Below are 19,124 nucleotides of genomic sequence, written 5' to 3' on the forward strand. Positions count from 1 at the left end.
CGCCCGCCCAGCAGCGTGGAGAGCATGCGGATCACCGAGACAATTCAGATTCCAGTGCAGGGATCAACCCCGATGCCGGCGTACGTCGCCCGCCCGGCCGCCCCGGGTTCTGCACCCGCCGTGCTCGTCGGTATGGAGCTGTTCGGCGTCAGCGCTCACGTGCGGGATGTCTGCGAGCAGCTCGCCGATCTGGGCTACTACGCCGTCGCCCCGGACTTCTATCACCGCGAGCCGTCCACCGGGGAGCTGCCCGCCGATGCCGAGGGGCGGGCCCGGGGCTTCGACATGCTCGGCCGGCTGACCCGCGAGCAGGCCCTCGCCGACGTGGGTGCGACGCTGACCCAGCTCCGGAACGCCGGGCACCACGTTGCCGGGATGGTCGGGCTCAGCGTCGGCGGGCATCTCGCGTACCTGTCGGCCACCGCTTTTCATCTGCCCGCTGTTGCTGTCTTCTACGGCGGCTGGCTGCCCACTACGGACATTCCGCTCAGTCGGCCACAGCCCACGCTGGACCGCACTTCCGCAATCACCTCAAGGGTGCTGATGCTGCTCGGCGCGGACGACCCGCTGATCCCTGCCGAGCAGCGAAAGCAGATCGCGGAAGCGCTGAGCGTCGCGGGGGTCGCCCACGAGCTCGTAGAGTATTCCGGTGCAGGTCACGGGTTCTTTTGCCGGCAGCGGGACAGCTACGAGCCAGTGGCGGCGGCCGATGCGTGGGGTCGGGTCTGCAGGATGCTGCATGAATCGGGCGTGAACACAACCCTGCACGCAGTATGAATTCCGTGACCTGCGGGTAACAATGGAGGCATCGACCGGGGCGTTCGGGTTAGCTCCGGTAGTCGGCTCTTTCTGTCCGGGCCCCGCCGGAGGTGCACATGCTCAACAAGGAAGACAACCGCCGCCTCGCGCAGCTGGAACGCCAGCTGCGACGCGATGACCCCGACTTCTGCGCCAGAATGGCCGGCGGACACCTCTCCCGGCGCCGCGTTCCGGTCTCACTGATCCTCGCCGCGACGGTGGTCTGGGCCGCGGCCCTGATCCTCGCGGTTGTCGGCTGGTGGGCCGCCGCGATCGTCTCCGGCGTCTGGGCACTGGTCATCATGGTCGCGATCGGTTACCGCCTGCGCGGCCCGAAGCTCGTCCTCCCGGACACCCTGCCCCCCAACTGGTGACTCCTCGCGCCCTACCCGGCCCCGACCGGCGACTAAGCCCGGACCGGCGGCTCGGCCCGACCGGCGGCCCGGCCCCGACCTGGTGATTCAGGCGTAGGCCTGGTGATTCAGGCGTAGGCCACGGTCGCCTCGGGCACCTCGCGGGCCCGGGCGACCGCGGCCGACTCCGCCTCGACCGCCTTGCGCGCCGAGGCGGTCAGCGAACCGAACGGCGTCACGGTCAGAGCGACCCGTTTGCGCCCGGCCATCTTGGCGCGCCACACCCCGGCGATCTCGCCGTCGACCAGCAGCACGCCCGGGTTTCCCAGTGCGCGCCAGACCTCCTTCTGCTGCTCCCGCGCGGGCACCAGCAGGTCACGGTCGCGGGCCTGGAGCAGCGCGTCCATCGGCGGGATGAAACGGACGCCCTTGACCGGGGCCGGCGCCGAGTCGAACGAACGAGCGGCCACCCAGGCCTTACGACCCTCCACGCGCACCTCGTCGAGCCCTTCGGCCGGCCACACCTTCTTGATCTCGGTGGTCGTCGAGCCGAGGTATTTCGCGACCTCGGCCGGGCCCGCCGGGCCGAGCAGGGTCAGGTAGGTCGTGATCAGAGCGTCGATGCCCTCGTTGGCCGTCGGCCGGGGTGGGGCCTTCGGGATCGGGCCGAGCATCGCGTCCTTGCCGCGGGACTCCACCCGCACTCCCCCGGCCAGGCCCGAGTGCTGCCAGACGTTGCCCGCGATGTGCCGGGCAGCGCAGCTGCGGCAGTCGTAGGTCAGCTCGCGCGGCACCCGCTTGCTGACCTCGGTGCTCGCCTCGCCGCGCGGCATCGAGGAGGTCACCACGTCCCGGCAGGCCGCGGCGGTGGCCTCGAACGCCTTGATGCCCAGCTTGACGCCCTGCACGATCTGGGCGCTGTTGATCCGTGCCGAGGCGTCCGCGTCACTGACCGGCCAGAGCGCCTTGACCAGCGCGGGCAGGTCGCGGCGGCGATGCAGGTGCGGGGCACCCCGGGCTGCCCAGACGGTGATCAGCCGGTCGTCGTCCAGGTCGGCGGACGTGCGGGCGGCGAGCGCGACCTGGGTCGAGCCGGGGGTGTATTCCTGCACGCCGAGGTCGAGCACCGGCAGATCGGCGGGCCGCTGCGAACCGCGCTCCGCGAGCCCCAGCGCGGCCACGCGGTAGGCCATGACCTGCGTACGCGTGACGTCCATGGCACCCTCCGGAAGTTGTCACCCGCGCCGACCGTACCTCCGGGCTGCGACATTTCTCAGGCGCTCCATGCGCGTGCTCCCACTTGCGGCGACAAGTTCCCACGTGTCGAGGCTGCTCGGGCCGTACGGGCCTTCCTGCAGGATCGGCGGCTCGCCCGTCAGGCTGTATCCGCAGCGCCGGGCGACAGCGGTGCTCGCGGTGTTCCCCGGGTCGATGCGCAGGACCAGGCGGCTGAGCTTGAGCGTGCTCCGGGCGTACGTGGAAAGCAGTGAGAGTGAGCTCGCGGCGAGGCCGCGCCGGCGATGGGCCGCGCCCACGAGATAGCCGAGTTCCGCCTCGCGCAGGCCGCCGTCGACGCCGAAGAGCAGGACCTCGCCGAGCGGCTTGCCGCCGTCCACGGTGATGGCGAGCTGGATGCGGCGGCCGCTGGTGCGTCCCTGTTTCGCCCGTTTCAGGTACGCGACCCCGGCCTCGACGTCGAACGGTGACGGCATCGGGGTCCACCGCGCGATGGCGGGTTCGTCGAGCAGATCCACCAGCTCGTCCAGGTCGTCGTCCCGCCACTCGCGCAGCATGACGCCGTCCCCGCTCAGGGCGATCGGGTAAGGCAACCGGGTCGTCATGCGCCGATCCTGCCCGTAGTCACCCGGTTTCGGCCAGTGAAAGAAACTGGTCAGGCGCGGACGACCATGGGCGCTGTATCGCGCAATGACCAGTCACTGCTTATGTCCGCGGCCGCATGCAGCAGCGGCGGGAGATACACGCCTGTCAACTTCTCGACAGAAGTTTCGGCCGCGTGGACCGTCACGTTGAGGGCCGCGACGACTTTTCCGTCGCCGCCCCGCACCCCGGTCGCGATCGAGCGGATGCCGAGCGCGAGGTCCTGATCGGCGAGCGCCCAGCCCTGAGCCCGCACCTCGCGCAGGGCGCCGTCGAGCTCCGCGCGGCCGGGGATCACCCGGGCCGCGATGCCCGAGCGGGTCGGCTGGGCGAGCACGGCGTCGAGCTCGGCGGGGGTGAGCGCGGCGAGCAGGACCTTGCCCATCGAGGTCGCGGCGGCCGGGAAGCGGGTGCCGATGGTGACCGAGAGCGTGACGATCTTCGGCACCGCGACCCTGGCCACGTAGACGATGTCGGAGCCGTCGAGCTGGGCCATCGACGTGGACTCGCCGGTCTGCGCGACCAGGCGTTCCATGTGCGGGCGGGCGACCTCCCACATGTCCAGGCTGTGGACATATGCCATGCCGAGCTCGAGCACACGCGGGGTGAGCGCGAACCCGCGGTCCTCGGCGCGCACGTAACCGAGCTCGGTGAGCGTCAGCAGGATCCGGCGGACCGTGGGCCGGGCCAGCCCGGTGTCGGCGGCGATCTCGCTCAGCGTCGACACCCGGCGGCCCGGCCGGAAGCTGCGCAGCACGTCGAGCCCCCGGGCAAGGGCCTCGATGAAGTCAGGTCCGGCGGCACGTGTCACGGATCAATGCTTCCACTGGGCCGAGCCGGCGTCATAGTCGGTGTACGTGTACGGGTTGTCGGTCACCTTGGTCTCCGGCACATCGGGGTTCATGCCCTTGAGCCACGCCTCCTCGCCCATCGTCGAGCGCAGGTGCTCGATGGTCGACTCGACGGCGGTCCGCGCCGCGGCCAGATCGACGCCGACAAGCTTGTGGTCGCGCTTGACGATCCGCCCGTTGACCAGGACCGCTTCCACATCGCCGCGCTGCGCCTGGAACGCCACATGACCGTACGGGTTGAGCAGCGGGAACATCACCGGTGAGCTCTCGTTGCGCAGCAGCACGATGTCGGCCTTCTTGCCCGGCTCGAGGCTGCCGAGGCGGTCGTCGAGCCCGAGCGCCTTGCTGCCGCCCCGGGTCGCCCAGTCGACGACGTGCTCGGCACGCAGGTGCACGTGGGTGACGGTCTCGGTCTTCGAGTGCGCCTCGAGGTGCTCGCGGGACCGGTCGGCGCCGAGCGTGGTGCGCATGGCGGAGAACAGGTCGCCGCTCCACCAGACGCTGGTGTCCATCGACAGCGACACCGGGATGCCGTGATCGCGCAACGCCCAGGTCGACGGGTAACCCTGGCCGGCGCTCTGCTCACTCTCGGTGGAGACGGAGACCGAGCCACCGGTCGCGGCGATCCGCTGGTACGAGTCCGGCTTCAGCGTCGCCGCGTGCACGTACACGGTCTGCGGAGTCATGAAACCGTTCTCGTACATCAGCCGGATGCCGTCGTCGTTGGTCGCGCCCCACACCCCGGCATGGGTGGTGACCGGCACGCCCAGCTCCCGCGCGACCTCGAACGCCGCCCGCTCGGGGAACGCCGGATCGCCCGTGACGTCGAACGCCATCTGGAACCCGAGCATGTCGTCGCCCGGGGTGATCCGCCGGTTGACGAAGTCCCGGAAGGCCGGGTCGGCGGACCATTCCCAAGGACCCTGCTGAATATTTCCGTACGCGAGAACGAACCGCCCCGGCACCGCCTGCAACGCGTCGACGGCGGCATCCGCGTGCTGTGGCGTCTGCAGGCCGTGTGACCAGTCCACCGTGGTGGTGACGCCGGCGTCGATGGCTTCGATCGCGGCGAGCAGGTTGCCGGCGTACACGTCCTCGGGCCGGAACAGCTTGCCGGATTCGAGGTAGTACCAGACGAAGTACTGGGTCAGGGTCCAGTCGGCGCCGTAGCCACGCATCGCGGTCTGCCACATGTGCCGGTGCGTGTCGATCATGCCGGGCATCAGGATGCCGCCGGACGCGTCGATCACGGTCGCGCCGTCGGGCACGGTCAGCCCGGTGCCGATCTCAGCGATCCTGTCACCGATCACGAGCACATCGGAGCCGGTGAGAACGGTATGCCGATCATCCATGGTCAGGACGGTGGCGTTGGTGAACAGCACTATCTCGCTCATGGCGGCTCCTCTTCGAGGCGGCGGACAGCCGTCCGTACAGCGGTCAGTGTTTTTCCAATGCGTCGTGAATGTCAAGAAAATGTTTCCGTTGACAGCACATCGCCAGTCGGTCGAGACTTGCTTGGCGCGGACGGATGTCCGCATGGCGGACAGCAACCCCGGAAGGCGGCTCATGGGCGCACTGGACGGACTGCTCGTCGCGGACTTCTCGCGGATCCTGGCGGGCCCCTACGCGACGATGCTGCTCGCCGATCTCGGCGCCACGGTCGTCAAGGTCGAGAGCCCCGGCGGCGACGACACCCGCACCTGGATGCCCCCGACCCGCGACGACGTGTCGACCTACTACCTAGGCATCAACCGCAACAAGCGTTCCATCGCGCTCGACCTCAAGGACCCGGCCGACGTCGAGGTCGCCCAGCGCCTCGCGCACCGCGCCGACGTGATGATCGAGAACTTCCGGCCCGGCGGGCTCGCTCGCTTCGGCCTCGACTACGACTCGGTGCACGCTGCGAACGAGAAGATCGTCTACGCGTCGATCAGCGGCTTCGGCACCGGAGCGGGCGCCGGCTATCCCGGGTACGACCTCATGGTGCAGGCGATCTCCGGGCTGATGAGCCTGACGGGTGACCCCGACGGGTCGCCGTACCGCGCCGGCATCTCGGTCTTCGACGTGATGGCGGGGCTGCACGCGAACATCGGCATCCTGGCGGCCCTGCACCACCGCGGCGTCACCGGCACCGGGCAGCACGTCGAGGTCAACCTGCTCTCGTCCGCGCTGTCCGGGCTGGTCAACCACTCCAGCGGGTACGTCGCCGGTGGCACGGTGCCGTTCCGGATGGGAAACGCGCATCCGAGCCTGTTCCCGTACGAGCCGCTGCCCACCTCCGACGGCGAGCTGATCGTCATCGCGGGCAACGACGGCCAGTTCCGCAAGCTTTGCCAGGTGCTGGAGCTGCCCGAGCTGCCGGACGACCCGCGCTTCGGCCGCAACCAGGAGCGCACCCGCAACCGCGACGAGCTGCGCCCGATTCTTGTCGAACGGCTCAGCAAGCGCACCAAGGACGAGTGGTTCCGCGAGCTGCTCGCCGCCGGTGTGCCGTGCGCACCCATCAACACGATCGACGGCGGGTTCGGGCTCGCCGAGGAGCTGGGCCTCGACCCGGTGGTGACGACCGGCGGCGTCCCCGGCGTCCGCAACCCGATCACGTTCTCGGACACCCCGGCCGGCTACACCCTGCCGCCGCCCGGACTGAACGAACACGGTGAGGAGATCCGCGCGTGGCTGATGACGGACTGAGGTTCCCGACGTCGCTCGGAACGTCCGACGAGACGCAGATCCGGCTGCTGGGCCAGGATCTCGCCGCGGACCTGATGGGCAAGGTGGGCTTTGGCGAGCTCGCGTACTGGCTGGTCGCGGGGCGCCACCCGACTGCCGGCGAGACCCGGGTCTTCGAGGCGGTGCTGGTCGCGCTCGCCGATCACGGGTTCACGCCGACGGCGATCGCGGCGCGGTTGACGTACCTGAGTGCTCCGGATTCTCTGCAGGGCGCTCTCGCCGCCGGCCTGCTCGGTGGCGGCAGCCGCTTCCTGGGCGTGACCGAGGACTGTGGACGTTTTCTGCACGCGGCTCTCTCCTCGGAAACCGGTGAGATCGACTTCGACGAACTCGCGCTGCGAGTTCTGAAGAACGCCACGGGCCGCATCCCCGGGCTCGGGCATCCCGTGCACAAGAAGCTGGACCCCCGCACCCCGGTGCTGTTCCAGATCGCCGAGGAGGAGGGGCTGAAGGGCCCCCACCTGCGGTTGTTCGAGGCGATCGGGCGCGTACACCCCCAGGTGCTCGGCAAGACGCTGCCGTTGAACGGCGCGGGAGTGTGCGGCGCGGCCCTGGCCGACCTCGGTCTGCCGATCGACATCCTGCGCGGCTTCGCGCTGCTGGCCCGCACGGCCGGCCTGCTCGGACACCTGGCCGAGGAACGGCGCAGGCCCCTCGGCATGGACATCTACATGACGGTCGACCGCAACGCCGTCTACCTCAGCCCCGACGAGCTTTGAGAGGAGCGCCATGGCTTCCGTCGTCGCCGTGATCGCTTCCACCCATCACCCCTTCTACTACCGCGCCAGCACCGCGACCGGTGAGGACCGCCCGCCGTTCGCCGACGAGTGGGTCTCCAAGATCACCGCTTTCCGGGAGACGCTGACCCGGGCGCGGCCGGACGTGCTCGTCATGGTCGGCTCGGACCACTTCCACCAGCTGTGGCTCGACAACATGCCGCAGTTCCTCGTCGGCAAGGCGCCGTTCTACGACGCCAACTGGTACAACGAGGAGCGCGAGTTCGGCCTGCCGAAGATGCTGCTCAAGGGCCAGGAGGACCTCTCCGCGCACATCCTGCGGGCCGGCCTGGACGAGGGTTTCGACCTGGCGTTCAGCAACGAGCTGCGGATCGACCACAGCGTCACCTGCCCGATCATCACGCTGCGCCCCGAGGCGGACCTGCCGATCGTCCCGATCTACACCAACATCTTCGCGCCGCCGCTGCCCCAGCCGAAACGCTTCGTGCAGCTCGGCAAGGCGATCCGCGAGATCGTCGAATCCTGGCCCAGCCACCTGCGCGTCGCGATCATCGGCACCGGCCACCTCTCGCTGGAGCTCGGCGGCCCCCGCCAGTTCGGCCCGCACGGCCCGGACCCCGAATTCGACCGCAAGGCCGTCGAATGGATCGCCACCGGTGACCTCGAACGCTGCCTCGCCGAGGTCACCCTGGACAGCCTGCACTCGCCGGGCAACGCCACCCACGGCTTCATGGACTTCATGCTGATGATGGGCGTGGCAGGCGCCGGCGCGAAGGCCGACTATGTGGACAGCCTCGACCTGTTCCACACCATGGAGGCCTACTTCACCTGGTACCCGAGTGGAGCCCCCGCATGAGCAAATACCTCGTCGACAAATTCCTCTACACCGTCGACCGCGACCCCGACCTGGTCGAACGCTACCGAACCGCACCCCGCGAAACGGTCGAGTGGTGGGAGCAGTCCCGCGCCAACGAGGTCCTCAACTGCCACTCCGGCGAGGCCTCCACGTGGCTGCGCTTCACCGACTCCGAACGTTCCGCGCTGATCGACCACGACCACGTGGCGCTCTTCGAATTGGGCGCCCACCCGTTCCTCACGCTGACGCTGTTCATCGCGATGTTCGAGCGGGATCACGGGCCGCTGGAATACCAGAAGGCCTACGGCGCCCGGCTCGCGCATTTCTCCATGCCGTACCCGGACATCGCCACCTAGCTGACTGAGCCGCAGCGTTGGGATCACGCCTCGGAATGCAGCATCCTGGGTGTGCGGTTTTGCTGAAGCTGCTGTCCCTGCGGTGTCACCGGCGTGTAGAGGTTGATCAGCGCCCCATCCGGGTCGCGGATCAGAACCGACAGGTTGCCCCACGGCATCATCGTGGGAGGTTGAACCACGTCGAGTTCATTCCCGAACTCGGTGACGAGCCGCTGATATACGGCTTCGGTGTCGTCGACGAGGAACTCCACGATGGCGCTGTTGTTGGCACCTCCCCGAGGAGTGTTCGCGGTGATGAACGCCACGCGCTCGGGGCTGCTGACCGCAAAGGTCGCGGATGGTGTCACCAGCTCGACGAAGTCGTCGGTCAGGTATTGCGGTGTGGCGCCGGTGAGGACTTGATAGAACCGGACGAGGCGGGGAAGGTCCTCGGTGATGACTCGTACGGAGGCGAGCTGAACGGTATTCGGTGAAGTCATGCGACGACGGTAAATGGGATAGGGGTCAGTTCCCGCCCGGTATTGCGGGCAATATTGTGGGCATGGCGAGACCGACCGCACGAGTGCTGGCTCTGCTCGAATTGCTGCAGGCTGGTGGGACCCGTACGGTCGCTGAGCTCGCCGAGCGTCTTGGGGTGGATGACCGTACCGTTCGCCGTTATGTCGAGCATCTGCGCGAGCTGGACATTCCGGTGGACGCGGTTCGGGGCCGATACGGCGGCTACCGTCTCGCCCGGCATTACCGCATGCCGCCGCTGATGCTGACCGATGAAGAGGCCCTCGCCGTCGTCTGGGCGCTGCTGTTCGACCGGCGTTCCCACGCCGGCCCGGCATCATCGCTCACGGTGGACAACGCGATGGCCAAGGTGCGCAGGGTATTGCCTGACGCGCTCGCGCGGCGCATCGACGCGGTATTGGAGACGGTGGATTTCACCGGCGTACCGAGCGCCGGCGGCCGGGACGGCGAGCGCGTGAACCCACGCGGCCACCGGGATGCGCGGACGCTGCTCGATCTGGCCGAGGCTGCGCGAGACCGGCGGCTCGTGGCATTCGATTATCAGCCTCATCAGGGTCGCTCAGGGCAGCGGCAGGTGCAGCCGCACGGGGTGGTGGCGCACCGCGGTCTGCTCTACCTGACCGGCTTCGACGTCGACCGCCGCGCGCTGCGCACGTTTCGCCTGGACCGGATGGCCGGTCTGCAGGTGCGGTCGGACACTTTCGCCGCGCGGGGTGACATGGACCCGGTCGCGCAGGTGGTCGGACCGCTGACTGCGGCACCGTGGCGGCACGAGGTGTCGGTGCTCATCAACGCGGATCCGGCTTACGTGCAGACGCGGATACCGGACACGCTGGCGTCGGTGACGCCGGTCTCCGATGCCACAGGAGGCGACGGCTGGCTGAGGGTGTTCCTGCGTGCCGAACGCCTCGAATGGGTCGCCGCCACCCTGGCCGCCCTGGACCGGCCCTTTGTCATCGAGCAGCCCCCGGCGCTGCACGACGTGGTTCACGAACTCGGACGCCGCCTCATCGAGGACTCCGCCCGTCGAACGATCACAGGTGAAGGGCCGCGCCCGTCGAGGTCATCGCAATAGCCTCGCACGCACCACGATCCGGTCGCCGATCATCGGCCGCCGCGGCGCTTCACCCTGCTGGAGTACTAGCGTGAATGTCGTGCCGCATGACGACGACCACTGGACGAAGTACAACGGGACGCAGACCGGGCGGCCGGTGCGTCCTCTGCTCCGGGATGCCATGTCGATGGCGGGGCCGGGCGGTGGGCGTACCGCGATAGATCTGGGTTGCGGGGCCGGCATCGAGTCAAAGGCCCTGCTCGACGCGGGGTGGACCGTCCACGCGATCGATGGCGTTCCACTGATGGATTCCCATGAGCGGCTGACCGTGGACGTCCGGCACTTCGCGGAGCTGGATTCGCTGCCGGCGGCGGACCTCATCTACGCCGGATATTCGTTGCCCTATCAGCCGCCGGATTCGTTTCGCCGGGTGTGGACACTGATGCTGGAATCCCTACGACCGGGCGGCGTGCTCGCGGTGAATCTGTTCGGGGAGAACGATTCCTGGGCCGGTGACGAGAGCGAGACGTTCTTCAGCGCCGACGCCGCACGGGCGTTGTTCGACGGCTTCGATGTGCGGTATTGGGCCGAGGAAGACGAGGATGGGCCCGCGTTCGGCGGGTCCAAACACTGGCATGTCTTCGACGTGATCGCGGTGGCGCCGTTTTCTCCGTAGCGGTGGTTGCGGGGCGGGGACAGAATGTCCCGGTGACCCAGTCGCTGCCGCACACCGCCGAGTCCCTGGCCGAGGATCTGCGTGAGCTCGGCGTGCGGGCCGGTGATGTCCTGCTGCTGCACTCCTCGGCGCGGAGCATCGGTTATGTCGCCGGTGGGCCGCAGTCGATCGTGCAGGCGCTGCTCGACGTGCTCGGTCCGGGCGGGACGCTGGTGGTGCCGACGCACACGCCGGACAACAGCGACCCGGCCGGCTGGAGCAGGCCGCCGGTGCCCGGTTCCTGGCAGCCGGTGATCCGCGATCATCACCCGGGCTTCGATCCTGCGCGTACGCCGAGCCGATGGATGGGTGTGCTGCCCGAGACGGTGCGCACCTGGCCGGAGTCGCTGCGCAGCACGCACCCGCACGTCTCCTTCGCCGCGCTGGGCCCGCACGCGGCCGAGATCACCAGCGGTCACGATCTCGCGGACGGGTTCGGTGAGGCTTCCCCGCTTGGCGCTGTCTACCGGGCGGACGGCAAGGTGCTGCTGCTGGGCTGCGGCTTCGATCGCAACACCTCACTGCATCTCGCCGAGGCTCGCCAGGATCAACCCCCACAGATCAAGTTCGGTGCGTCCGTACGCGGTGACGACGGCAACGGCCACTGGATCACCTGGACCGGCACGGACACCGACACGTCCGACTTCACGACCCTCGGCGCGGCCTACGAAGCGACGGGGGCGCCGTCAACCGGTTCGATCGGCAACGCCCCCGCCGTACTCATGTCCCAGCGTGGCCTTGTCGACTTCGCCACCGACTGGATGCGTGCCAACCGGTAGTTCACGGACGGGCCAGCTCCATGGTGCCGATGCCCGCGACGGCGTCGACGTCGATCCGGTCGGAGCTCTTCTGCCAGCCCGGGCTCAGGAACGCCGCTTCCTTCGCGACACCGTCGTCGGTCCTGCCCTCGAAGGTGACCTGACCCGCGCCGCGGCGGGTGCGCAGGCGGACGGGGACGTCGCGCTCCGCGCGTACCTCAAAGGTATTGACGCCGCCGGACATGCGGATCGGCAGCGTGCCGTCGGGTTTGGGCAGGGTGAGGTCGATGCGGGTGGCGCCGCCGATCAGATCGACCCCCTCGATGACCGCGCCGGCCAGGTCGAACGTGCCCTGTTTGACGCCGCCGGTCATCGTCACCTGCCACCGGACGTCCTGGTTGAGCAGCACCTCCACCTGCTCCTGGCCGCGCTGGCCGCTGCGGTCGAGGAAGAGCCGTACCGCGCCGTCCTTGTTCGTGGTCCGGGGCAGCGCCGGGCCGTTTTCCGGGGTGGTGACCTGGTAGAGGTCGTCGCCCAGGTCAGCGGTGCGCACCTCGAGCTCGTTGGTCTCGGTGACGAGCTCGAAGCTGGCCTTGTCGCGGCCGTCGAGGGGTCCCGAGATCTTGAACGGCTTGAGGGCTGTCGGCGGGGCCTTTGATGGGGCCTTTGATGGGGCGGCTTCCGTTATCGGCTCGGTTTGCTGGTTATCGGCTATCACCGCTACGGCCGTGCCCGCAGCGCCGAGAAGGACAATCGCCAGAGTTATCCCCAGGGCGGCCCGCTTACCTGTGGACATCCGGGCGGATTCGGTCATCGGCTTCAGGGGGCGTGGGTTGTCCCGGCGGCGGGTAAGGGGATTGTCCGGGGTCAGGGCCGGCTCTTCTTCGACATAATGGTCCGCTGCCGGGCCCATCCGATGCGGGGCATCGGGCCAATAGTCGGAGATGGTGGGGATGGCCGGCGTGGGCGCCGGGCGTCGATACATGGCGTCGGGATCGTGGTCCACTGCGGACTCCCTGGCTGGCGGGCCACCGTTGACCGGTGCGCGCTCGCCCCGGACCCCGGCGGATGGGTCGTCAACCCTGAGTACGGAGCCGGAAGCTTTCCGGATCGATTGCCCCTTGCCAACGCCGGGATTTGCCTCGAATATATCTATCGCCCGCGATACTTAAATAAGCGCGGTTTGTTACCTAAACGGAGGGGCGAGGGTGTCCTCGGAGGATCGCGACAATTGGGTTCCCCCCACTCAGCACTTCCCGCCGATGCCCCCACCGAACGACCTGCCGACAATGATGCTGCCACGAGTCCCCCGGCGGCAGTATCAGAGCCGGGCACGCGTGGCAATCATCGGCGCCGGCCTTCTGGTCCTCTTCGCCGCGGGCGGCATCGCGCTCGCCCCGGACAACGACCCACCCCAGGCGCACTTCGTCACCATGGCGCCGATCCCGCTCGACCCCTCACCCACCACGGCCGAGGTGACGGATCCCGCTCCCACCTATCAGCCACCCAGGCGGGGAACACAACCCGCGCCACCGGCCACGGAAAAGGTGAGCAGCAAGACTCCGACCTCCCCCGCCCCCACCACCACTTCGGCGCCCGCAACCGTCGGCCCGAAGCTGGTGGTTGACACGACGATCGGCCTCGCCCCGGCCGACACCCCCGGCTCCCGGCTCAGGCACTGGGACTTCCAGGCCCGGATCAGCACGCTGACCTCGGCAAGCCCCGCCCAGGACCGCGCAGACTCGCGGTACATCGTCCGCAAGGGCGCGGCCGACGCCCGCTGCTTCTCCTTCGAGTCCGACAACTATCGCGGGCGCTTCCTGCGGCACCGCGACTACAAGCTCTACCTCGACCAGGTCGACGGCTCCGAGCTTTTCGCCGCGGACGCGACATTCTGCCCCGTCGATCGGCAAAACGACACATTCACGCTGCGTTCCAAGAACTACCCGGACCGCTCCATCGCCCGCCGCGGTGAGCTGCTGTATCTCACAAGAGCCGCCACCACCTTCACCGTCCAACCACCACTGTGAGTAATGGCCACCGGTGATCATGCCGCGCAGCTCGCCCGTGCGTTGCGATACCCTGACGCATTGTGAAGCTCAAGCTGAACAGGCGCCAGATCATCATCGGCGCGGCCGTCCTCCTCGTCCTGGTCTTCGCGCTGTTCGCCAGCAGAGCGAACAAAACCGACCCCCAGGGCGGCGTCCTCGACGACCCCGCCCGCACAGCGTGCACGAACTTCGCCGACGGCTACCCGGACGCCAAATCCAAAACCGCGCGCCTGGCTCTGGCCGACAAGGTTATGGAATCCACCGGCCAGACCGAGAACGACCTCATCGCCGACCGCGCCGCGGAGCTGGGCCGAGCAGCCAACGACGCCAACGCCGAGTGGAAGACCCGCGCTGACGCCCTCCGGGACGCTTGCACGGAAGCCGGCTGGAAAGCGGCCTGAGCAAAGCCGTACCGTTTTCGGTATTGTTCTGCCGTCACGCTCACGGGCGAAAGAGGCGTGAGTGACGTACCGCCAGGACCTCTGGGAGATCGCCGCGGAGAACCACGGCATCGTCGGCGCAGACGCCTTCCTCGAAAGCGACACCGTGCTGGGCATGTTCGATCTGGCACTGGTCAATCCGCCCAGGACGAAGCCGAGATCGCCGACGCCGTAGCGAAGCGCAACCATCGTCTCGCCGAAACTGAGCCGCCCTCCCGTTTCGGCTGAGTTCCGCCGACGCGTCAGAGCAGGTTGCCGTTGCAGGCCAGGCGGGCCTGGTCGTTCCATTGGGTGGCGTCGAGGGTGGCGGTGGTGGTGTGTTGCTGGTTGTCGTCGGTGCGGACGGCCAGGTGGACGGTGAGTTTTCTCAGGGGGAGGCCGGCGGCGCAGACGATGCGGATGTCGGCGTCGGCCTGGAGGGTTTCGCCGTGTTTGATCCAGCGTTGCTTTTCTACGCCTCGGATGGTCAGGCCGGGGCGGTCGACGCGGAGGTTGTGGACGTCGACCGGGAGGGGGCCGGCGTTGACGAGGGTGACTCGGCGGGTGAGGGCGGCGTCGGTGACGCGGTTGTTGACGACGATGGCGCCGACGCCGGCTTCGTAGGTTTGGGGGCCCGTGTCGGCGAGGACGAGGACCGAGATTTCGGCGTTGCGGGTTCGTTCGTGTTGCCACTCGTCCCAGGTGTGGGTGGCGGCTGCGCCCAGGAGGGTGCCGAGGGTGAGGACGGTGGCCGCGGCGAGCAGGGTGCGGGGGCGGTGGGTCGCGGGGGGCGGGCGGAGCTCGGCGGTGCGGTCCAGATCTATGTCACCCATGGCATCTAGAACGTACGGCACCCGGGCGTGGTGATGGGTGGCGAGTCAGCGCTGGGTGGCGGCTCTTGCCGTGCTGCCTCGTACGACCAGTTTCGGGGTTTCGCTCTGGACGCTCTGGCGTGCTGACGGGTCGGCTATGGCTTTCAGCAGGACCTCCGCGACCTGGGCGCCGAGGGCGTACGTGTCGCGGGACAGGCAGGTGAGTTGTGGGTGGACGATGCGGGTCAGCACGGAGTCGTCGAACGAGACTATGGAGAGCTCGTGCGGGACCCGCACGCCCAGCTCCAGGGCCACGCCCAGGCCTGCCGCGGCCATCAGGTCGCTGTCGTAGATGATCGCGCTGGGTGGGTCGCGGCGGGACAGCAGGGTGCGGGTGGCCGCCGCGCCCTGGGCGTCACTGAAGTCGGTGGGGACCGAGACGCCGGCGTCGAGGCCGCGGGAGATCGCGTGGTCGCGCAGGGCCGCCATGCGCTGGGCGGTGTGCCGGTAGACGGGCGGGCCGGCGACGTGGGCGATGTGGCGGTGACCGAGGGCGGCCAGGTAGTCGACGATCGTGATCATGGCTTCGCTGTCGTCGGCCCAGACGCTCGGGAGGGCGCCGTCGAGGCGGGGGCCGAGGGTGACGGCGGGGATGTTCAGCTCGTCGATCACGGTCAGGCGCGGGTCGTCGACCTGGAGGTCGACCAGGACCAGGCCGTCGACGCGGTGCTCGGAGGACCAGTCGCGGTAGAGGGCGATCTCGGCGGTGGTGTCGCGGACGAGCTGCATCTGCACGGCGAACGAGCGCGCGGACAGCGTCTCCTGCATGCCGTAGAGGACCTGCGTGTAGAACTGCTCGGAGCCCAGCGTGTGGGGGTCGCGGGCGAGGACGAGGCCGACCGCTCCGGCCTGGGAGCCGCCGAGGGCGCGAGCGGCACGGTGTGGCCGCCAGTTCATCTCGCGGGCGACCTCGACGATGCGGGCGCGGGTCTGCTCGCTGACGCCGGGGCGGCCGTTGAGCGCGAACGACACCGCGCCGGGGGACACGCCGACCCGCTTGGCGATGTCCGCGATTGTCGGACGGTTTCCCACGGCACTTCCCAGGAGCTATAGCGGTTTAGAGGGCGACCTTAACGCCGTACACCACTGATGTCTATCCATTGACTATATCGCTTTAGTTGCTCACGATGGCCCAACACCGACGTTTGGACAGCGCCCGCTCCCGGGGCCGCCGCTGGACGCCGACTCAAGGCAACCAGGAGCTGTAACCATGCGAATCAGAAGAGCGTCCGTCGCCGCGCTGGCGGTGCTGACCCTGGGTCTCACCGCTTGCGGTGGCGAGGACAGCAGCGAGGACAGCGGGAAGATCGAGGGCAAGGTGACCCTGCAGACCTGGGCCCTGACCCCGAAGTTCACCGACTATCTCAACGAGGTCATCGCCGGTTTCAAGGCGAAGTACCCCGGCACCGACGTGCAGCTGCTCGACCAGCCCGGCGACGGATACTCCGACAAGGTGCTCTCCCAGGCGGCCTCCAACTCGCTGCCCGACGTCGTGAACCTCCCGCCCGACTTCGCCCTGCCGCTCGCCCAGCAGGACCTGCTCGTCGACGTCAGCAAGGGCGGCGCCGACCTCAGCGCCACCTACGTGCAGGGCTCGATCGACGCGTACAAGTTCAAGGGCACCGACGGTGTGTACGGCTACCCGTGGTACCTCAACACCGACCTCGACTACTGGAACAAGGACAAGTTCGCCAAGTGCGGGCTGGACGCGACCAAGCCGCCGGCCACCACGCAGGAGCTGTTCGCCCAGGCCAAGGTCATGCACGATGCCTGCCCCGACGAGTTCCTGATGAGCCGCAAGCCGACCATCGTGGACTTCACGCTGGCCGGCATCCCGATCCTGAGCGAGGACGGCAAGAAGTTCGTCTTCAACACCGATCAGGCCGCCGCGCTCGTCGACCAGTACCGGGACGCGTTCAAGGCGGGTTACATGCCGCCGACCATGCTGAACAGCGACTACCTCGGCAACTCGAAGCTGTTCACCGAGGCCAAGGTCGCCTGGTCGACCGGCGGCGCGACCAGCCTCAACGACTTCCAGACGGACAACCCCTCGCTCAAGGGCAAGATCGCGGTCAGCAATGCGCTCGACACCCCGCCGCTGTTCGTGCAGGGTCTCAGCGTCTCCAAGAAGAGCAAGAACCTCGCCACGGCACGAGCGCTCGCCGAGTGGGTCACCAACGCCGACAATCAGAACAAGTTCGGCCACATCGTCAACGTCTTCCCGTCGACCACGGCGTCGGCCTCGGACGCGTACTTCTCGAAGGATGACGGCACCGAGATCGGCAAGGCGCGGGTGCTCGCGTTCGAGGAGCTCAAGACGGCGAAGAACCTGCAGCCGTACGAGGTCAACTCCGCCATGCAGACGATCCTCGACCAGCAGATCGCGCTCGCGGTCAAGGGTGACACGACGAGCAAGCAGGCGCTGGACGACGCCGTCACCAAGCTGAACCAGATGCTGGCGCGTCAGTAGAAACCGTGAAAGCACACCGCTGGTTCACCCCGTGGGTGCTGGTGCTGCCCGCCCTGCTCTGGCTGGGCGGGTTCAGCCTCTGGCCCTCGATCAACACGCTGCGGCTGTCGTTCACCGACGCCAAGCCGCTCGGTGGTGGCGCCGACTTCGTCGGGTTGCGCAACTACACCGACCTGCTCAACGACAGCCAGGTCTGGGACGCGTTGCTCAACAGCGTCGTCTACATGGCGATCTGCCTGCCGCTGCTCACCGCGCTGCCGTTGCTCATCGCGATCCTGGTGGAGAAGCCACTGCGCGGGATCGCGTTCTTCCGGACCGCGTTCTACACACCCGTCATCGCCTCGGCCGTCGTGGTCGGTCTCATCTGGACCTGGCTGCTCGACGACCGCGGCTTCATCAACAACGTCTCCCAGCGGCTGCACGTGATCCAGGAACCGCTGCCGTTCCTCACCGATCGCTGGCTGGTCATCATCAGCGCGGTCAGCCTCACGGTCTGGAAGGGGCTCGGCTACTACATGATCGTCTACCTGGCCGCGCTCGGGAACGTGCGCCAGGACCTGCACGAGGCGGCGATGATGGACGGCGCCGGCCCGATCCGGCGGTTCTGGAGCGTCACCGTTCCGGCCGTACGCAGCACGATCTTCCTGGTCTCGATCCTGGTCTGCGTCGCCGCGCTGCGGGTCTTCTCCGAGCTCTACATCCTGACCGGCGGCAAGGGCGGTCCCGGCGGGCAGGACTCGTCGCTGGTCATGCTGATCCAGCAGTACGCCCGTGGCTTCTACGGCGACCTCGGCTACGCGTCCGCGCTCAGCGTCCTGCTGTTCGTGGTCACGCTCATCCCGATGGTCGTGCTGGCCCGGATCAACAGCAGGGCGGACCGATGAAAATCAAGATTCTGCGGTACGCCCTCCTGCTGTTCGTCCTGCTCATCACCGTAGGACCGTTCCTGTGGGAGCTGTCCACGTCGTTGAAGAGCGGCTCGGAGGACATCTACACCTCGACCCCGAACCTGCTCCCCCAGCACCCGACGCTCGACAACTACAGCCGGGTGGCCGACGCGATCCCGGTGTTCCGCTACATCGGCAATTCGCTGATCGTGGCGGCGCTGGTGGTCGGGGGCAACATCGTGTTCTCGACGCTGGCCGGTTTCGCGATCGCGCGGCTGAAGTTCCGCGGGCGGGGCGTCGTGCTCGCGCTGTTCCTGGCGACCCTCGTGCTGCCCGGTGAGGTCACGATCATTTCGCAGTTCGTCACCGTACGCGACCTGGGGCTGGCCGACAGCCTGATCGGCGTGGCGCTCCCGATGATGATCGCCGCGCTGAACGTGCTGCTGCTCTACAACGCGTTCCGGGCGTTGCCGGAGGACATCGACCAGGCCGCGATCGTGGACGGCGCGAACGTGTGGCAACGGCTGACCCGGGTCTCGCTGCCGGCGGTCCGGGGCACCATCGCGGTCGTCGCGATCTTCTCGTTCATCGCCGCGTGGGACGACTTCCTCTGGCCGCTGATCGTGCTGACCTCGCCGGACAAGTTCACGCTGACCGTCGGGCTGCAGTACCTCTCGGGCACGTTCGCCAAGGATCAGCGGCTCGTCGCGGCGGGCACGATGATCGCCTTCCTGCCGATCGCGCTGTTCTTCGCGCTGCTGCAGCGCTACTTCTTCAAGGGAGTCGAAGAAGGCGGAGTAAAAGGCTGAGATCGGTCCGCCTT

At 68.3% G+C, this 19,124-nt stretch carries 23 protein-coding genes; 15 read left to right on the plus strand and 8 right to left on the minus strand.

Going from position 1 to position 19,124, the window contains the following annotated elements; all coding sequences use genetic code 11:
• The first annotated feature begins 24 nt into the window (after positions 1–24).
• The gene (locus Ahu01nite_RS11890; RefSeq protein ID WP_203836536.1) at positions 25–777 is read left to right on the plus strand and encodes a dienelactone hydrolase family protein; all 753 of its coding nucleotides are present in this window, start codon (positions 25–27) and stop codon (positions 775–777) included.
• Between the two features lie 98 nt (positions 778–875).
• On the plus strand, positions 876–1,172 hold the full coding sequence (locus Ahu01nite_RS11895) for a DUF3040 domain-containing protein (RefSeq protein WP_203836537.1): 297 nt from the start codon (positions 876–878) through the stop codon (positions 1,170–1,172).
• A gap of 107 nt (positions 1,173–1,279) precedes the next feature.
• On the opposite strand, the gene Ahu01nite_RS11900 is transcribed toward Ahu01nite_RS11895, so the two are convergent.
• The 4 genes from Ahu01nite_RS11900 to Ahu01nite_RS11915 are packed head-to-tail and all read right to left on the minus strand — an operon-like array spanning position 1,280 to position 5,274.
• Positions 1,280–2,368, minus strand: coding sequence for a DNA glycosylase AlkZ-like family protein (locus tag Ahu01nite_RS11900; protein WP_239158790.1), 1,089 nt, complete (start codon positions 2,366–2,368; stop codon positions 1,280–1,282).
• An 18-nt stretch (positions 2,369–2,386) separates the two neighbouring features.
• Complete coding sequence (locus tag Ahu01nite_RS11905) at positions 2,387–2,992, minus strand: GNAT family N-acetyltransferase (protein ID WP_203836538.1); 606 nt, start codon at positions 2,990–2,992, stop codon at positions 2,387–2,389.
• Positions 2,993–3,042: 50 nt separating this feature from the next.
• Positions 3,043–3,840: an IclR family transcriptional regulator domain-containing protein gene (locus Ahu01nite_RS11910; RefSeq protein WP_203836539.1), complete on the minus strand. Its 798-nt coding sequence runs from the start codon at positions 3,838–3,840 to the stop codon at positions 3,043–3,045.
• A 3-nt stretch (positions 3,841–3,843) separates the two neighbouring features.
• Positions 3,844–5,274, minus strand: a complete 1,431-nt coding sequence (locus Ahu01nite_RS11915; protein WP_203836540.1) for an amidohydrolase family protein — start codon at positions 5,272–5,274, stop codon at positions 3,844–3,846.
• A 142-nt stretch (positions 5,275–5,416) separates the two neighbouring features.
• On the opposite strand from Ahu01nite_RS11915, the gene Ahu01nite_RS11920 reads away from it, so the two are divergent.
• From Ahu01nite_RS11920 to Ahu01nite_RS11935, 4 genes are read left to right on the plus strand one after another with little or no spacing between them, the layout of a single operon-like run.
• Positions 5,417–6,571 (plus strand): CaiB/BaiF CoA transferase family protein, encoded by a 1,155-nt coding sequence (locus Ahu01nite_RS11920; protein ID WP_239158791.1) that lies wholly within the window; start codon positions 5,417–5,419, stop codon positions 6,569–6,571.
• A complete protein-coding gene (locus Ahu01nite_RS11925; RefSeq protein WP_203836541.1) occupies positions 6,553–7,329 on the plus strand; it encodes a citryl-CoA lyase in 777 nt (258 codons plus the stop codon). The genes Ahu01nite_RS11920 and Ahu01nite_RS11925 overlap by 19 nt, the downstream gene beginning before the upstream one ends.
• A gap of 10 nt (positions 7,330–7,339) precedes the next feature.
• Complete coding sequence (locus tag Ahu01nite_RS11930) at positions 7,340–8,203, plus strand: DODA-type extradiol aromatic ring-opening family dioxygenase (protein WP_203836542.1); 864 nt, start codon at positions 7,340–7,342, stop codon at positions 8,201–8,203.
• Complete coding sequence (locus Ahu01nite_RS11935) at positions 8,200–8,559, plus strand: hypothetical protein (RefSeq protein ID WP_203836543.1); 360 nt, start codon at positions 8,200–8,202, stop codon at positions 8,557–8,559. Before Ahu01nite_RS11930 ends, Ahu01nite_RS11935 begins: the two co-directional genes overlap by 4 nt.
• Before the next feature lie 23 nt (positions 8,560–8,582).
• On the opposite strand, the gene Ahu01nite_RS11940 is transcribed toward Ahu01nite_RS11935, so the two are convergent.
• A complete protein-coding gene (locus Ahu01nite_RS11940) occupies positions 8,583–9,038 on the minus strand; it encodes a VOC family protein (protein WP_203836544.1) in 456 nt (151 codons plus the stop codon).
• Between the two features lie 62 nt (positions 9,039–9,100).
• Between Ahu01nite_RS11940 and Ahu01nite_RS11945 the strand changes: the two genes are divergently transcribed.
• The 3 genes from Ahu01nite_RS11945 (at position 9,101) to Ahu01nite_RS11955 (ending at position 11,623) form a co-directional block, all read left to right on the plus strand.
• Positions 9,101–10,150: a helix-turn-helix transcriptional regulator gene (locus Ahu01nite_RS11945; RefSeq protein ID WP_203836545.1), complete on the plus strand. Its 1,050-nt coding sequence runs from the start codon at positions 9,101–9,103 to the stop codon at positions 10,148–10,150.
• Positions 10,151–10,229: 79 nt separating this feature from the next.
• Positions 10,230–10,805, plus strand: a complete 576-nt coding sequence (locus Ahu01nite_RS11950) for a class I SAM-dependent methyltransferase (protein WP_203836546.1) — start codon at positions 10,230–10,232, stop codon at positions 10,803–10,805.
• Between the two features lie 32 nt (positions 10,806–10,837).
• On the plus strand, positions 10,838–11,623 hold the full coding sequence (locus tag Ahu01nite_RS11955) for an AAC(3) family N-acetyltransferase (protein ID WP_203836547.1): 786 nt from the start codon (positions 10,838–10,840) through the stop codon (positions 11,621–11,623).
• A gap of 1 nt (position 11,624) precedes the next feature.
• On the opposite strand, the gene Ahu01nite_RS11960 is transcribed toward Ahu01nite_RS11955, so the two are convergent.
• A complete protein-coding gene (locus Ahu01nite_RS11960) occupies positions 11,625–12,608 on the minus strand; it encodes a hypothetical protein (protein ID WP_203836548.1) in 984 nt (327 codons plus the stop codon).
• Between the two features lie 331 nt (positions 12,609–12,939).
• Here Ahu01nite_RS11960 and Ahu01nite_RS11965 point away from each other — a divergent pair, with 331 nt between their 5' ends.
• From Ahu01nite_RS11965 to Ahu01nite_RS11975, 3 genes are all read left to right on the plus strand, one after another.
• Entirely contained in the window at positions 12,940–13,632 is a 693-nt protein-coding gene (locus tag Ahu01nite_RS11965) for an AbfB domain-containing protein (RefSeq protein WP_203836549.1), read from the plus strand.
• A gap of 62 nt (positions 13,633–13,694) precedes the next feature.
• Entirely contained in the window at positions 13,695–14,054 is a 360-nt protein-coding gene (locus tag Ahu01nite_RS11970) for a hypothetical protein (RefSeq protein WP_203836550.1), read from the plus strand.
• A 61-nt stretch (positions 14,055–14,115) separates the two neighbouring features.
• Positions 14,116–14,268, plus strand: a complete 153-nt coding sequence (locus Ahu01nite_RS11975) for a hypothetical protein (RefSeq protein WP_203836551.1) — start codon at positions 14,116–14,118, stop codon at positions 14,266–14,268.
• A gap of 67 nt (positions 14,269–14,335) precedes the next feature.
• On the opposite strand, the gene Ahu01nite_RS11980 is transcribed toward Ahu01nite_RS11975, so the two are convergent.
• Positions 14,336–14,905: a hypothetical protein gene (locus Ahu01nite_RS11980; protein ID WP_203836552.1), complete on the minus strand. Its 570-nt coding sequence runs from the start codon at positions 14,903–14,905 to the stop codon at positions 14,336–14,338.
• A gap of 45 nt (positions 14,906–14,950) precedes the next feature.
• Positions 14,951–15,976: a LacI family DNA-binding transcriptional regulator gene (locus tag Ahu01nite_RS11985; RefSeq protein WP_203836553.1), complete on the minus strand. Its 1,026-nt coding sequence runs from the start codon at positions 15,974–15,976 to the stop codon at positions 14,951–14,953.
• A gap of 178 nt (positions 15,977–16,154) precedes the next feature.
• Here Ahu01nite_RS11985 and Ahu01nite_RS11990 point away from each other — a divergent pair, with 178 nt between their 5' ends.
• Genes Ahu01nite_RS11990 through Ahu01nite_RS12000 form a run of 3 tightly spaced genes read left to right on the plus strand, consistent with a single transcriptional unit; the run spans position 16,155 to position 19,110 of the window.
• The gene (locus Ahu01nite_RS11990) at positions 16,155–17,414 is read left to right on the plus strand and encodes an ABC transporter substrate-binding protein (protein ID WP_203836554.1); all 1,260 of its coding nucleotides are present in this window, start codon (positions 16,155–16,157) and stop codon (positions 17,412–17,414) included.
• A 5-nt stretch (positions 17,415–17,419) separates the two neighbouring features.
• Positions 17,420–18,298: a carbohydrate ABC transporter permease gene (locus Ahu01nite_RS11995; RefSeq protein ID WP_203836555.1), complete on the plus strand. Its 879-nt coding sequence runs from the start codon at positions 17,420–17,422 to the stop codon at positions 18,296–18,298.
• On the plus strand, positions 18,295–19,110 hold the full coding sequence (locus tag Ahu01nite_RS12000; RefSeq protein WP_203836556.1) for a carbohydrate ABC transporter permease: 816 nt from the start codon (positions 18,295–18,297) through the stop codon (positions 19,108–19,110). The genes Ahu01nite_RS11995 and Ahu01nite_RS12000 overlap by 4 nt, the downstream gene beginning before the upstream one ends.
• Positions 19,111–19,124 lie beyond the last annotated feature (14 nt).

The sequence above is a fragment of the Winogradskya humida genome, from assembly GCF_016862215.1.
GTDB classification, from domain to species: domain Bacteria; phylum Actinomycetota; class Actinomycetes; order Mycobacteriales; family Micromonosporaceae; genus Actinoplanes; species Actinoplanes humidus.

What these genes read in the sequence shown, in the direction of transcription:
- Ahu01nite_RS11890 (WP_203836536.1), top strand. Translation starts at nt 25, where the DNA reads ATGCGGATCACCGAGACAATTCAGATTCCAGTGCAGGGATCAACCCCG.
- Ahu01nite_RS11905 (WP_203836538.1), bottom strand. Translation starts at nt 2,992, where the DNA reads ATGACGACCCGGTTGCCTTACCCGATCGCCCTGAGCGGGGACGGCGTC.
- Ahu01nite_RS11980 (WP_203836552.1), bottom strand. Translation starts at nt 14,905, where the DNA reads ATGGGTGACATAGATCTGGACCGCACCGCCGAGCTCCGCCCGCCCCCC.
- Ahu01nite_RS12000 (WP_203836556.1), top strand. Translation starts at nt 18,295, where the DNA reads ATGAAAATCAAGATTCTGCGGTACGCCCTCCTGCTGTTCGTCCTGCTC.
- Ahu01nite_RS11915 (WP_203836540.1), bottom strand. Translation starts at nt 5,274, where the DNA reads ATGAGCGAGATAGTGCTGTTCACCAACGCCACCGTCCTGACCATGGAT.
- Ahu01nite_RS11945 (WP_203836545.1), top strand. Translation starts at nt 9,101, where the DNA reads ATGGCGAGACCGACCGCACGAGTGCTGGCTCTGCTCGAATTGCTGCAG.
- Ahu01nite_RS11900 (WP_239158790.1), bottom strand. Translation starts at nt 2,368, where the DNA reads ATGGACGTCACGCGTACGCAGGTCATGGCCTACCGCGTGGCCGCGCTG.
- Ahu01nite_RS11930 (WP_203836542.1), top strand. Translation starts at nt 7,340, where the DNA reads ATGGCTTCCGTCGTCGCCGTGATCGCTTCCACCCATCACCCCTTCTAC.
- Ahu01nite_RS11920 (WP_239158791.1), top strand. Translation starts at nt 5,417, where the DNA reads ATGGCGGACAGCAACCCCGGAAGGCGGCTCATGGGCGCACTGGACGGA.
- Ahu01nite_RS11990 (WP_203836554.1), top strand. Translation starts at nt 16,155, where the DNA reads ATGCGAATCAGAAGAGCGTCCGTCGCCGCGCTGGCGGTGCTGACCCTG.
- Ahu01nite_RS11940 (WP_203836544.1), bottom strand. Translation starts at nt 9,038, where the DNA reads ATGACTTCACCGAATACCGTTCAGCTCGCCTCCGTACGAGTCATCACC.
- Ahu01nite_RS11895 (WP_203836537.1), top strand. Translation starts at nt 876, where the DNA reads ATGCTCAACAAGGAAGACAACCGCCGCCTCGCGCAGCTGGAACGCCAG.
- Ahu01nite_RS11935 (WP_203836543.1), top strand. Translation starts at nt 8,200, where the DNA reads ATGAGCAAATACCTCGTCGACAAATTCCTCTACACCGTCGACCGCGAC.